A 12,920-nucleotide genomic window follows, 5' to 3' on the forward strand; every position below is an offset into this window, starting at 1 on the left:
CCGCAAATGGTACATAACGGGCCGAAATAGGCGAATCGGTCCGCCGATTGGCGCGATCTGGGAACGGATTGCCGTCTTTTCACTCTCGTGAAAATCACGAAAAAGGGCGCACCTACCTTCCGTAGGCATGGGTGAGCGCGAACAAGAAACCGGCCTGCAGGACCTTGCCGATGAGCTGAACCGACGCAAGTGGGTTGCCCATGTGCGCCGGCGTAGCACCGGCCCGGTCCTTGAGGTAACGAACCCTGGGACGGGCAGCCCTGGCGAACGTCCGCTGACCGAGACCATCACCTGCGACGAAACACCTGACGGTCTCGCGTACTGCTTGCCCGGCGGGCAAACGGTCGGCCTCCTGACGGACGTCAAGCCAGCCGCCGATCAGGTCCAGCACGTGCTCCGGAGCGTTGGCCAATGAGCACCGAAGGCCTCCAAATCCAGGCGGGACACGACGCGGCTGACGTCAACACAGCAAGCCCCGCCCGAATGTACGACTGCTGGCTCGGCGGCAAGGACAACTTCAAGGTCGATCGGGTCGCGGCGGAGCGGGTGGAAGCCCTCATCCCGGACATACGGATCGTCGCGCAGGAGAATCGGGCCTTCCTCCGAATAGCCGTGAGGTACCTCGTCGACGAATGCGGAATCCGCCAGCTCGTCGATATCGGCTCCGGCCTACCCACGGTGGGCAACCTGCACGAGGTCGCGCAGGAGATCTCGCCGGGAACCCGCGTGGTCTACGTCGACAACGACCCGATCGTCCTGAGCCATGGCCGTGCTGTCCTGGCGAAGAACGAGCACACCACGGTCATCACTGCGCGCCGCAGCCGAGGAGCCGGCGCCGTGAGTAACTCCGATCACGAGAGAAACGCCGCGTGTCACATCTACCCCAATTGGCTGAGGGCCGAGACGCGCCATCACCCTTCAAATCCGCGCGGCAGTGGACTTGTGGTCGGCGGCGTGCAGATAGCCGCATTACCTGCCCGTACGTCTCACCAGCTGGTCATCGATGACTTGTACCTCCAGGAACGCGCCGACCGGATGCTCGCCACCGGCATGGTCCCCAAGAGCTGGCTGCCCGCGAGCAGGTGCGCCGTAGAGCTGGGCGCGCAGCCCAGGACCGCTGCATGGCCGTCCGCCTTCCCCGGCATCGGAATACCGGGCTGCGCGCCCGCCCCAGCACGAGCGCCCCGGCTGCGGCGGCCATCTCCGTGCTTGGAGTGGCCGCCCAAACTCTGCAAAGGATTAGACGTGTTCCTGCTGTTCGGACCTGCATACCTTCGCGAGTCGCAGGTCGCGGAGATCTTCGGCGTGAGCGAGCGACGGGTGGCGGACTGGTATGCCGCCGGCCTCCTTGAGCGTCAGCACCTGTTCCCGTTCCCAAGTGGTTACGGCTATCGGCGGCTCGATGTCGTGCGTCTGGCGAACACTCCGGGGCCGGTCGCGACGCGGGTACGCGAGCAGATGTACCGGGAGCGCAAAGAGCGACGCGCAGGCGTGAGTGTCACCCTGCGTCAATCCCACTCGGAAATCAGCCGCGCGCCGCACTAAACAGCGCCCCGTGATGTCTCCCTCCCGAAAGACCGCTGGAGCACCCCCCCATGACCCATCCGTCCTCAAACACCGCAGGCAACTTCCCCACACAGCGTCCCGCTGTCCGGCTGTACGGCGATGAGTTCCGACGCAGTCCGACCGCCGCTCTGCAGGCTCTGGCCGCGTTAGCGCCGGTCGTGCGGGTCGAGCTCGAGCCCGGCGCACATGCGTTCTTGGCCACTGACTACGAGACCATCGTCGCAATCTGCCGAGACCCGCAGACCTACGTTCGTGACTCACGGCAGTGGCGTGACTATGCACGCGGCCGGATCACCCACACTTCCGAGCTGCTGCAGATGATGACCTGGCGGCCGAACGTGCTTTTCGCGGACGGGCCAGAGCACGCCCGGCTACGTCGGGCCATCACCGACAGCCTCGACCGGATCGACCTGCACGTCCTGGAGCACGACGTCCGCCGCGCCGCCAACCTGCTCATCGACACGTTCATCTCACGCGGCCAGGCGGACCTGGTTCGTGAGTTCACCGACATGCTGCCCCTCCTAGTCTGCACTCGCCTGTTCGGCCTGCGCGACGAGGACGGCTATCGGCTCCTAGACATCCTCGCCCGTATCTGGGACGGCACCGACGCCGAACGCGCCGGACGGCGGCTGCACCGCCTGCTCGGCGATCTGATCAACGAAAAACGTCAGCGGCCGGCCGCGGATCTGACCACGTCCCTGCTTCAACACCGCGCGGGGCTGAGTGATGAGGCGGTGCTGGAGCACCTGGTCCTGCTCATCGGCGCGAGCAACACCCCCACCTCTGCGCTGATCGGCAACACCCTGCAGATCTTGTTGACCGATGAGCACACCGGTCGGGCTGTCGGCGGGCACCGCCTGACCGTGGAACAAGCCATTCACCGGGCGCTCTGGCTGAAGGCACCGTTCACCGCCTACCCGTTCGTCTACCCGACCGAAGACGTCAGCTTCGGAGACGTGGCAATTCCGGCCGGCAGTCCGATCGCTCTGGGGCTCGCCGCGGCGAACAGATCAATGGCCGCCCACTTCAACGGTCCTGGTGCCGACAACCGGGCGCATCTGGCGTTCGGGGTCGGCGACCACCAGTGCCCGGCCAAGGACCAATCGCTGCGCATTGCCACCATCGCGATCGAAACCCTGCTGGTCCGGCTGACCGGCCTGCGCCTTGCCGTTCCGGCGGCCGACCTGACGCTTCGGCCCTCGGTCTTCGCCAGCGCCTATTCCGCGCTTCCTGTCGAGTTCAACCCTCAGGCCATCCCCAGCGAAAGCGGCAGCACATGCGCCCCGATGCCCTCGTCCTTGATCCGGCCGATCCCCACGGGCAGGCCGCGGCACTCCGCGCACGCGGCCCCATCACGCCGGTTCAGCTTCCCGGCAATGTTGCGGCGTGGGCGGTAACCCACCACACCGCACTCACCGCCGTCCTGAACGACCCGGTCACCTACGCGAAAGACCCGGCCAACTGGACCGCATGGCGTGAAGGACACATCCGGTCGGACTGGGAGCTTATCTCCTGGATCGCGGCGCCGAACATGCTCAACACCGACGATGCCCAGCACCGGCGGCTGCGGGACCTGACATCCAAGGCGTTCACCGCCCGCCAGGTCGAGCAGCTGCGTCCGCGCGTCACCGCGATCGCCGACCGGCTCATCGATCAGATGCGCCAGCTCGACATCTGTGCCGTCGACCTCAAGGCCAGCTACGCACTGCCACTGCCATTAACGGTGATCAGCGAACTGTTCGGCATCCCCGAGGACGACCGCGCCGACATGGAGCGGCTGTGCGCCACGGTATTCGACCAGACCATCACACCCGCCCAAGCGGCCACCAACCACCAGGCCCTGCAGGACTTCTTCGCGGACCTGATCGCAGCCAAACGCCGCTCACCCGGTGATGACCTGACCAGCGGACTGATCCAGGCCCGCGACGCCGGCAACCGGCTGAGTGAGACCGAGCTGGTCTGGACGTTGATCCTCATGCTCGGCGCCGGCCATGAGACCACGGTCAACCTCATCACCAACGCGGCCGCCGCCCTCATCACCCACCACGAGCAACTCCCCCTGCTCCTCGGCGGGATCCTGCCCTGGAGCGCCGCCGTAGAAGAAACCTTGCGGTGGGCCCCGCCGATCGCGGCAATGCCGTTCCGCTACACCACCACCGACGTCCACTTCGACGACGTGACGGTCCCCGCAGGACAAGCGCTCCTGCTCTGCTTCGCCGCCGCCGCAGGCGACACCGCCGCGCACGGCCCCACCGCCGAACGATTCGACATCGCCCGCACCCAACACGCCCGGCACCTATCGCTCGGACATGGCACCCATTTCTGCCTCGGCGCACCACTGGCCCGGATGGAAGGCGCGATCGCCCTGGAACGCCTCTTCACCACCTTCGACCTCACCCTCGCGACGGACCATCTGCGACCGATGCCCTCCATCGTCGCCACCGGCGTAACCGCGCTCCCCGTCACCTACACACCGCACGCTCCCGCCCTCGGCAGCGCATCGGGCTGACCTGCGGAATCCACGAACCGCGCCAGTCCCCCTACTCCTGGAAAGGACACCACCGTGGTGGCAGAAACCAACTTCCTCGGCCAGATCGTCCGCCATCTTGAGCAACTCAAGCAGGCCCTGGAGAGCCAGAACGTCATCGCACATGTGAACGGGATCGGCAGAAGCGGCGTCGCGTTGCAGATCGCCGATCTGCCCGGCGATGTCACCTGCCGAAGCAACCCGACAGACGCCCACCACCTGTGGTTCTGGCACAACAACGAGCCACTCACCCCCGCCGGCAGTCGCACCGAGGCACGCGAAGCCGCCGCCAAGCTCCTAGAGCTGCGCTCCAAGGCCCGCGGCGGCGACGAGTCCTGAGTAGGACACAGATCTCCCACCGGTGACCAATGCCGTGTGGGTTCGGGGGATCCCATCTATTTAGAAAGTAATTCCTTGTCCCGATTGAAATGGCCATCCCTGATCGCGGCGGCTGCCGTGCTTGTTGGCAGCGGCACAGCGGTCGTCGCGGCCACCTCCACTGGCACCTCCACCGCCGCGTCGGTATCGGCGCAGTCCACGGCCGCCGACCGGCCCGGCACCGATCTCGCCCGGCAGTTGCAGGCGGGCATCTTGGCGATGCCGGACCTGCGGCATCCGCGGCACCTCACCCGCGCCGACGTCACGGCCGCGCGCCCCAACGCCGCCGCTGCGGGCACGCCGGCGACGTCTCCGCCGACCACGGCAGAGTGCCGCAAGACCTACCAGGCGCCGTGCTTTTCCGGCCTCCAGCTCGCGCACGCCTACCGTGCGGATGCCGCGCACCGGGCCGGGTTAACCGGGCGCGGCGTGACGGTGGTGCTCCCCACGATCTGGGGCTCGGATCGGCTCGCCGAGGACCTGGCGCTCTACAGCCGCCAGTACCACCTGCCCGCACCGAACATCGAGGTCCACCACTACGGCAAGATCCCGCCGATGCCGGCCCCGGATGACCCGATGGCACCGGCACGGTATGAGTACGCCGAGGAGACGACGCTGGATGCCACGGCAATCCATTCGATCGCGCCGGACGCCCGGATCGTCGTGCTCGCGACCAACGGACAGGGTGACGAAACCTACGGCCCTTACCCGGCGATCCTGGCCGCGATGCGGTCCTACACCCAGGCCCACCCCGGCGTGATCTTCAGTCACTCCTACGGCTCGCTGGAGACCGGCACACCGAACGCGGTGTGGAACACCCTTGACCGCAGCCTCGCGCAGATCAGCCGTCTGGGCGCGACCATGGTGGTCAGCAACGGCGACACCGGCGACACCGATGGCCAAAGCGCGGATCCGGTGGTGCCCTGGCCCGCCTCCTCCCCGCACGTGACCGCCGTCGCCGGCACCGGCGTCCACCTGGACGACAACGGGAACCGCCTCAGCCCCGACACCGTCTGGTCCGATACCCACGGCCTGGGCGTTGCGACCGGCGGTGGCCTGTCCGCGATCTTCGGCCGGCCTACGTACCAGGACCAGGTGAAGGGCCAGGTCGGTAACCACCGCGCGACGAGCGACTTCGCGATGAACGCCGACGTCGACTCTCGGATCATCGTCCGCAGCACCTACAACGTGCTCGGCGGCACCATCTCCAACACCGGCGGCTGGTACCGGATCGCCGGGACCTCCGAAGCCGCGCCCCTGACCGCCGGCCTGCTCGCCCTCGTCCGCCAAGCCGCCGGACAGCCGCTCGGCAACATCAATCCCGCCCTGTACGCACTGGCCGCCGAACCTGCCCGCGCCAAGGCCGCCGGTCTCCTGGATGTGACCAGTGGCTGCAACGCGGTCGCGGGCAATCCCGGCTACTGCGCCCGCACCGGCTGGGACATCGTCTCCGGCAACGGCACCGCCGGGGATACCCGGCGGCTCGTGCCTGCCCTCGCCCTGGCCAGCCGACACCGCCGCTGAACCCCGTCGGTAAAAGCTCCGCACGGCCGGCTTAGCCCCCGCGGCCGGTCGTGCGGCCCCCAAGAACCTCCCCAGCCGTGCTGGTTCGGGGGATCCCATCGAGACAGAAAGAGCCAACCTGTTGTCCCGTAAACGAACGTCCCTGCTCATCGCCGCTCCGCTCGCGGCCCTGACCTGCGCGGCGGCAGCCACCGCCGCCCTCACGAGCAACTCCAACGCCACCACCGCCGCGCCCGCGGCGGCATCATCGCCGATCCGGTCGGCCGCCGACGCCGGTGTGCTGAGCCTCGCCGGCGCCCGCGCGCAGCAGCGCGCCGGCGCGCACGTCACCACGAAAGCGGCCGGACAGAGCATCGACCATCCGCTGCTGCCCTCCGAATGCATCGCCCGGTACGGGTCGCCCTGCTACGGGCCCGCCCAGCTCCGGCACCTGTACGGAGCCGACAAGCTCGGTCCCGACGCCGGAGCGGGCCGCACGGTCGCGCTCATCGAGCCCGGCGTCAACCCCGTCTTAGGTCACGACCTGGAGATCTACTCCAAGAAGACCGGCCTGCCCAAGCCGAAATTGACGGTGATCAAGGTCGGTCACCCCAAAGAGCTTGATCCGTCGGACTACGTGCAGGCGATCACGGCCGAGGAGCTGGAGCTCGACGCCGAGATGATCCACACGATGGCACCGGGCGCGCGGATCCTCGACATCCAAACGGAGAAAGACGTCGCGAACACCTTCTCCGGCTTCAAGGGCGCGATCGACACCATCGCGGCACTGTCGAAGCACCACGTCGACGCGGTGTCGCTGTCCTACGGATGGTTTGAGGGCAACTACGACGAGGCCTACCCCGGCAAGGGCCCCGACGTGATCCGCTCCCAGGCCGCCGGGCTGGCCACTGCCGCCCGCCATCGGATGACCGTGCTGTCCGCGAACGGCGACACGGGCGCCACCGGACCGGACCTCGCCGGTGATGCCCTGTACTCCAAGCAAAGCGCCGCGTTCATCTCCACCAGCCCGCTCGTGACCGCCGTAGCCGGCACCGAACTGCACGCCGACGACCGCGGCAACCGCACCACCCCCGACACCGTATGGGGCGAACACGACGGCGATGGTTTCGCGACCGGCGGCGCCCTCAGTGAGGCGTTCACCAGGCCGAACTACCAGGACGCCATCCGCAACATCGTCGGTGACCACCGCGGTAACGCCGACGTGTCGATGGACGGCTCGGTCGCCAGCCGCGTGTGGATGTACACCTCCCGGTACCAGGTCCTATCCGGGCAGCAGCCCGGCTGGGTCCGCACCGCCGGCACATCAGCAGCCTCACCACTGTTCGCCGGCATCGTCGCCGACGCCGCCCAGGTCGCCGGCCGCCCGCTCGGACCGATCAACGCCGCCCTGTACCAACTCGGACGTACGCCCGCCTCGCGCACGGCCGCGGGCATCGCCGACGTCACCGAGGGCTGCAACACCACCTTCGCCGTGCAGGGCTACTGCGCCCGCCCCGGAACCGACCTGCCTTCCGGCATCGGCACCGTCGAGGACGCCAGCCGATTCGTCCACGCCCTCGCCACCGCAGCCCGCCCCTAACCGTGAAAGGACTCATCGAACTCGCGGCACTGGCCCTCGGGATCCCCTACCTGATCCGGGTGTGCACCGGGCGCCGCACCATCCGAGTCCGATTCGTCCAACGCCAGCTGCCGAGCACGCCCGTACTCATATGCGTGCTGCTCGGAGTCATCGTCCTCGCCGCGATCGCGACGTGATAACGCATCCCGCAGACGGCCTGACCAACGAAAAGGAGGTGCGCACGATGAACCGCTGGTGGCCCTGGCCGGTCTCCTTCTACTGGTGACCCGGTGATCAACCCGATAGATGAGCGGCCCCGTCCCGCGCGGGGGCGGGGCCGCGTCCGCCATAGCCCGGTGGTGTGTCCGCTGCCGGTTTGAATAGCAGGAGTTGAGGATGGCTCGCCTCACCGAGGCCGAACGCACCAAGATCTGCGACCTGTATAAGCAGCGTCGCTCGGCGGTCGATTCCCAAAGAATCGACGAGGCGCAGTGGCGGACTTTCAAGTACGTCGCCAGGCAGGTCCGACGACACCCGCTGGTCATTCGCGACGCCCTGGTCGCCAAAGGCGTGATCGACCCGAGGCCGCCTAACGACGTCAGCGAACCCGAGATGCGAAAGGTCGTGGCGGACTATCTGTCCGGCATTTCCATCCGTGCGTGTGTGGACAGGTATCCCTACTCCTACTCCACCATCCGCAAGGTCCTCCTCTACAAACGCGTGGAGCTTCGGGGCCGGGGACCGCGAGAGGATGCCGGCACATGACCGGCCTCACCGGCGATCACCGGCCACGCGCATGCTGGCCTGGGCGAAGCTCTGCGCCCGTGCCGGGACCGCGGGTCGACACGTTCGTGCCGTTCAACGCTTCGGCAGGACAGATCTCAGCGCAAGCCGCTGATGAGTTGATCGCGACCCGCGAGCAGATGGTCAACGCCGCCATCGGATGCCTCCGCCTCGCCGGGCCAATCCAGACCGAGCAGCTGGTCGCGTTCGGTGGCCTGAACATCGCCGCCGCGCTATTGGAACTGGCATCCGCACACGACGCCGCCGCATTCGAATACCTCGAACTGGCGGCCCGCGCACTCGCCTCCGCCGTGACAGCCACGTCCTTCCAGAACCGGCCCGCCGACCACGAACCCGAAAGTGTCGCATTCCTGGCCGCGGTGCTCATCCTGCGCGCCCGGCTGATCATGCTCGATGCCGCGACCGCCGGAGAGAAAACGATCAGTCTCATCACACTCGGCGACACCCGACGAAGAGCGCAGATCGGGCCCGAGCTCAGCGTCCAAGCGAGCGCTATCGGCGACGTCCATATCAACCTCCACGTCCCCCAGCTACCGCCACCACCCCGCCAGCTTCCCCCACCCCGGCCCCTGACCCGTCCCCTGGCCAAGGCAGCCGTCCAGGCACTACACGCCCTGCTCAAAGAACACCAACGGATGGACCCTTCGCTGCCGCTGGTGCTCGTGCTCACCGGCCCCGCCGGCGCCGGCATGAGCACCGCAGCGCTCACCTTCCTGCACGAACTCGCGGCCACCGCCGACCACGAACCCGCCGCGCTCTACACCGACCTGCACCACACCCCCGTCGACCAGCCACCCGCCGACCCCGGACAGGTCCTCGGCCAATGGCTACACGACCTCGGCGTCCCCGCCGACCAGATGCCGACCGAAACCGCCGAGCGGTCGGCCTGGTACCGCAGCCGCACCCAAGACGGCCCACTCGTCCTGATCGACGGCGCCGTCAGCGCCGCACAAGTCCGGCCCCTCCTCCCCAGCGGACCGAGCATCACCGTCATCACCAGCCGGGCCGTCCTGGCCGGCCTGGTCATGAACGGCGCCCGCATCCTGCCCTTCACCCCCACAACCGAGGACAACCAATGAACACACCCACCGCAGACCAACGGATCAACGAACTCGTTGGCCCTCAGCGCCAGCTGTACGGACGCCTCAGCCTGCACCCCGGCATCGCCATCGACGTCGAAGGCGCGGCAGCGTTGGCTGGGAGGGACTGGCGCGAGGTGCGGGGGCATCTTGATGCGCTGGTCGATGCGGGCCTCCTCCGGCACCGGTACAGCCTCCATGCCCACGCTGCGGTCCACGCTGGCCGGATCAGCGAACAAGACGACACCGACCAGGATCGGCACGCCGCCCTCGTCCGCCTGATCGACTGGTATCTGCGGGTCGTCTCCGCCGCGCAGCTCGCGATCAACCCCGGCCGCTGGTACCTAGGCCGCTACGTCCAGCGCCCGCCCATCATGCAACTCAGCCAGGCCGACGCCGTCGCACTGCTGGAAGGCGAACTCGACACGATCATCGAACTCCAGCTCCTGGCCGTCGAGCTGGGCCTGTACCGCGAAGCGTGGGAGTTCCCCGAAGCTCTCGGTGGCCTGTTCAACCGGACCAATAAACACCAGCTCTCGGTGACGATGCACGAACGCGGCCTGGCCGCCGCCGAGACCCTCGGGGACCTGCCCGCCCAGGCGCTCATGTACATCGGAATCGCCCAGGCCTACCTCGGACAGAAGATCTATCGCACCGCCGGCGCGGTAGCAGCCACGGCCCACAAACTCGCGACGGAAGCCGGGCATCGCCAGGCCGCAGCCAGTGCTCTAGAAGTCCGCGGCACCGTCGCGCTCGCCACCGGAAACCTGGCCGAGGCCGAGACGCGCTTTGGCGAATCCCGCGAAATCCACACCGACATCGACAATCCACGCGGCGCCGCGTTGATGACCCGCCACCTCGGCGAAGTCGCCCTCGCCGCCGGTGAACTCAACCAGGCCCGCACGTTGCTCACCGAGTCCCTCGAACACTTCACCGACATCAACCCGGATCCGTACCACCGCGCCCGGATCCTGTTCTTCCTTGCGCGCACCGACATCCGGGCCGGACAGCTGGCCACGGCCGAGCAGGAACTGGCCATCATGCTCCAGCTTGCCCAGGAGATCGCCGCACCGGCAGACCAGGCCAGCGCGCTCGACGAACTCGCCGACATTGCCGATCTTCGAGGCGAGCCTGGCCTCGCGCGCCAGCGGCGGCAAAGCGCGCAACTGCTCTGTATGAGTGTGGGCTCACCGCAGGCAGTGCGCACCGAACGGCTCAGCGGATGAGGGCGCCAGCCACGATCACCGAAGGCCTCAAAAGGTCAAGGCTGTGACCTCTGAGGAATCGGTACTCACCCCTACTGCCCGGCGGTTTCGTCGCCAGCTCGGGCGTGAGCTGATGGCCATCCGGACCCTCGCCGGGTTGTCACAGCGGGAGATGTGCGGCAAGACCAGTCTCAGCCAGTCGTTCGTCTCCCGGGTCGAAAACGGTGAGGCGGCCCCAGCAAACGATGAGCTCACCGCTTGGGTCAAAGCCGCTGGCGCAGGAGACAAGCTGGGCGTTCTTCTCGCGCTGAACGAAGTCGTACACACCGCCAGTGCCGGGGCCGGCACCGTACGAACCTTCACCCTCGTCGATGACTACGGCGACTCCTACGTCCGCGTCCGGACCGAGAGAGCAGAGCTTCTCATCACTGCTCCTGCCCTCATCGAGCGATATCGCGGCCTCTTCGATCAAATCACCGGTAGCGCGCTGTCCGAGGACCGCACCGGTCTGGCCGAGAACCGGCACGCCTGGTGAAAGGCCTAGACGGCAGGCACCGGCACAGCACTGGTGGTGGCCCAACCAGCAATCCAGGACAGGCGGAAATTGTCTGCCGCGCGAGGCCCCCACCCTAGCTAACTTAACTACCTCACAGACAGTTTTGCAGGCACGATTGAACCATAGTACAGAGCCGTTTTTCGCATGCAGAAAAACAGCAGAGAAAGAAGCCGAAATTGAGGGGTTGACAGAACCGAGGAGGCGAGCGGAATATCAGCCATGACTGAACAGAAAGGCTGGAGTCCATGGGAGCGAATTCGCTAGATAAGCGCATGTCCGAAATCCTTTCCTGCTTCTATGGCGTCGAGCGGGCAGGCGCGGTTCGGCTCTCGGATGGTGGAGGTCCGTTCGGCTTCGATGTTCATACTGCGCTTCTGTTCGAGGAGATCGCCGTTGCCTACCGGCCAGCCGCGATCGTTGAGACCGGCTGTTTCCTCGGCGACACGACTGCATACCTGGCGGGTGCGTATTCCGAAATTCCCATATTCACGTGCGATATCGACGCAGGTGCAGCCCAGTTCACCGCAAGTAGGCTCAGCGGCAGTGACCACGTCGTCGTGAAGCATTGCGATTCACCGAGTCTCGTCGCTGAAGTAAGCGAGCGACACTCACCGATACTGCTCTTCCTGGACGCGCACTGGGGTGAGGGATGGCCTCTCGCGCGCGAGCTCGCAGCGATTCATGACGGTGTCGCTGTTATTCATGATTTCGACATTGGCCATCCGCGGTTCGATCACGACGAATATGACGGTGTCCGCTGTGGCCCCGACGTTCTCAAACAGCTATCTAACATACCGGATGTGTTCTTCACTCCGGAGCCGGACGCGGCCGATTATCCGCTCCCATGCTTGCAGGTCGGACGTCGCGCTGGAGTTGGAATCGTGCCCATCGGCGTGGACCACGGTCCTCTCGATGAAAATCCGCATTTGACTAGGCACTCGCTGAGCGCCCTTCGGGGCACGGAAACGGCAGCGTCATGACAACAGCTCTCGCCCTCCCCATTTCTTTGCTGGATGGTTGTCCATTCCTGGATGACGGGTTCGTGGACCGGCGGCTCCTCGCGGCCGTTGCCGCGGTCCGTCACGTCGAGGGAGAGCACGCTGGTTTGGCCTCGGGAATCATCGAGGCCGAGGCAGAAGCGTGGCTGGCTCCGGCCCGCGCGTTCATGCTGCGCGGCACGCGGCAGATCCCAGCTCAACCGCTGGCGCCTCAGCGGCTACGGATGATCAAGGACGTTCTCTCCGAGCTGGCCGCGGTGGTTCCCGCATGGAGGCTGCTCTTGGAACTGCCGATACGGTACGCGCTCCTCGACACGGCCAACGGCGCGATCTCGGCCTCTTCGCGGGCATGGCCGCAACACATTCTTCTCGCCGATGAAGCGTTCTCAAACCCGGCCGAGCTAAGGGAGCAGGTACTGCACGAGCTGACCCATCAGTGGTTGTACCTGGTCCAGGAGGTGTGGGCGCTCCAAAGCCCTGGCGCCGGCACCTTCACGCTGCCCTCCGGTACGACCGGCCGGGAGCCTGCGGAGGTTCTGGGCGCGGCGCTAGTCGCTGCGACGCTGCTTCGCCTTTATCGAGCCAGCCCCGGGCAGCAACCCGCCGAACGGCTTGGTCGGCTCAGTGTGTACGGCGCTGGATGCCTGGCGCTGCTCGCCGACCGGGACGAGGAACTAACCGATGCCGGGCGGCAGATCGCCCGGCGGCTGAAGGAGGCACTATGA

At 66.8% G+C, this 12,920-nt stretch carries 14 protein-coding genes; all 14 read left to right on the forward strand.

Features of this window, described 5'->3' with window-relative positions; all coding sequences use genetic code 11:
• Positions 1 to 127: 127 nt before the first annotated feature.
• The 14 genes from FB559_RS10530 to FB559_RS10585 all read left to right on the forward strand — a co-directional run bounded on the left by FB559_RS10530 (position 128) and on the right by FB559_RS10585 (position 12,920).
• Positions 128 to 415 (forward strand): hypothetical protein, encoded by a 288-nt coding sequence (locus FB559_RS10530; protein ID WP_141955442.1) that lies wholly within the window; start codon positions 128 to 130, stop codon positions 413 to 415.
• Entirely contained in the window at positions 412 to 1,545 is a 1,134-nt protein-coding gene (locus FB559_RS10535; RefSeq protein ID WP_141955443.1) for an SAM-dependent methyltransferase, read from the forward strand. The genes FB559_RS10530 and FB559_RS10535 overlap by 4 nt, the downstream gene beginning before the upstream one ends.
• 50 nt (positions 1,546 to 1,595) lie before the next feature.
• On the forward strand, positions 1,596 to 2,963 hold the full coding sequence (locus FB559_RS45405; protein ID WP_246121503.1) for a cytochrome P450: 1,368 nt from the start codon (positions 1,596 to 1,598) through the stop codon (positions 2,961 to 2,963).
• A gap of 134 nt (positions 2,964 to 3,097) precedes the next feature.
• Positions 3,098 to 4,075 (forward strand): cytochrome P450, encoded by a 978-nt coding sequence (locus FB559_RS10540; protein ID WP_246121505.1) that lies wholly within the window; start codon positions 3,098 to 3,100, stop codon positions 4,073 to 4,075.
• A 54-nt stretch (positions 4,076 to 4,129) separates the two neighbouring features.
• Positions 4,130 to 4,432, forward strand: a complete 303-nt coding sequence (locus tag FB559_RS10545) for a hypothetical protein (protein ID WP_141955445.1) — start codon at positions 4,130 to 4,132, stop codon at positions 4,430 to 4,432.
• Positions 4,433 to 4,468: 36 nt separating this feature from the next.
• Positions 4,469 to 5,995 (forward strand): S53 family peptidase, encoded by a 1,527-nt coding sequence (locus FB559_RS10550; RefSeq protein WP_141955446.1) that lies wholly within the window; start codon positions 4,469 to 4,471, stop codon positions 5,993 to 5,995.
• Between the two features lie 121 nt (positions 5,996 to 6,116).
• Positions 6,117 to 7,574, forward strand: coding sequence for a S53 family peptidase (locus tag FB559_RS10555; RefSeq protein ID WP_141955447.1), 1,458 nt, complete (start codon positions 6,117 to 6,119; stop codon positions 7,572 to 7,574).
• A 2-nt stretch (positions 7,575 to 7,576) separates the two neighbouring features.
• Positions 7,577 to 7,750 carry a hypothetical protein gene (locus FB559_RS43760; RefSeq protein WP_185792131.1) on the forward strand — a complete coding sequence of 58 codons (174 nt, stop codon included), beginning with the start codon at positions 7,577 to 7,579 and terminating at the stop codon, positions 7,748 to 7,750.
• Positions 7,751 to 7,949: 199 nt separating this feature from the next.
• Positions 7,950 to 8,318, forward strand: a complete 369-nt coding sequence (locus FB559_RS10560; protein WP_141955448.1) for a helix-turn-helix domain-containing protein — start codon at positions 7,950 to 7,952, stop codon at positions 8,316 to 8,318.
• 59 nt (positions 8,319 to 8,377) lie between these two features.
• Positions 8,378 to 9,436: a hypothetical protein gene (locus FB559_RS10565; protein WP_141955449.1), complete on the forward strand. Its 1,059-nt coding sequence runs from the start codon at positions 8,378 to 8,380 to the stop codon at positions 9,434 to 9,436.
• Positions 9,433 to 10,662, forward strand: a complete 1,230-nt coding sequence (locus FB559_RS10570; RefSeq protein WP_141955450.1) for a tetratricopeptide repeat protein — start codon at positions 9,433 to 9,435, stop codon at positions 10,660 to 10,662. The genes FB559_RS10565 and FB559_RS10570 overlap by 4 nt, the downstream gene beginning before the upstream one ends.
• A 43-nt stretch (positions 10,663 to 10,705) precedes the next feature.
• The gene (locus FB559_RS10575; RefSeq protein WP_141955451.1) at positions 10,706 to 11,176 is read left to right on the forward strand and encodes a helix-turn-helix domain-containing protein; all 471 of its coding nucleotides are present in this window, start codon (positions 10,706 to 10,708) and stop codon (positions 11,174 to 11,176) included.
• Between the two features lie 293 nt (positions 11,177 to 11,469).
• Positions 11,470 to 12,177: a hypothetical protein gene (locus FB559_RS10580; protein ID WP_141955452.1), complete on the forward strand. Its 708-nt coding sequence runs from the start codon at positions 11,470 to 11,472 to the stop codon at positions 12,175 to 12,177.
• On the forward strand, positions 12,174 to 12,920 hold the full coding sequence (locus FB559_RS10585) for an aKG-HExxH-type peptide beta-hydroxylase (RefSeq protein ID WP_141955453.1): 747 nt from the start codon (positions 12,174 to 12,176) through the stop codon (positions 12,918 to 12,920). The genes FB559_RS10580 and FB559_RS10585 overlap by 4 nt, the downstream gene beginning before the upstream one ends.

The sequence above is a fragment of the Actinoallomurus bryophytorum genome (genome assembly GCF_006716425.1).
GTDB classification, from domain to species: Bacteria; Actinomycetota; Actinomycetes; order Streptosporangiales; family Streptosporangiaceae; genus Actinoallomurus; species Actinoallomurus bryophytorum.

Coding starts and splice junctions, on each gene's coding strand:
- FB559_RS10530 (WP_141955442.1), top strand. CDS start 128: ATGGGTGAGCGCGAACAAGAAACCGGCCTGCAGGACCTTGCCGATGAG.
- FB559_RS10535 (WP_141955443.1), top strand. CDS start 412: ATGAGCACCGAAGGCCTCCAAATCCAGGCGGGACACGACGCGGCTGAC.
- FB559_RS45405 (WP_246121503.1), top strand. CDS start 1,596: ATGACCCATCCGTCCTCAAACACCGCAGGCAACTTCCCCACACAGCGT.
- FB559_RS10540 (WP_246121505.1), top strand. CDS start 3,098: ATGCTCAACACCGACGATGCCCAGCACCGGCGGCTGCGGGACCTGACA.
- FB559_RS10560 (WP_141955448.1), top strand. CDS start 7,950: ATGGCTCGCCTCACCGAGGCCGAACGCACCAAGATCTGCGACCTGTAT.
- FB559_RS10570 (WP_141955450.1), top strand. CDS start 9,433: ATGAACACACCCACCGCAGACCAACGGATCAACGAACTCGTTGGCCCT.
- FB559_RS10580 (WP_141955452.1), top strand. CDS start 11,470: ATGTCCGAAATCCTTTCCTGCTTCTATGGCGTCGAGCGGGCAGGCGCG.
- FB559_RS10585 (WP_141955453.1), top strand. CDS start 12,174: ATGACAACAGCTCTCGCCCTCCCCATTTCTTTGCTGGATGGTTGTCCA.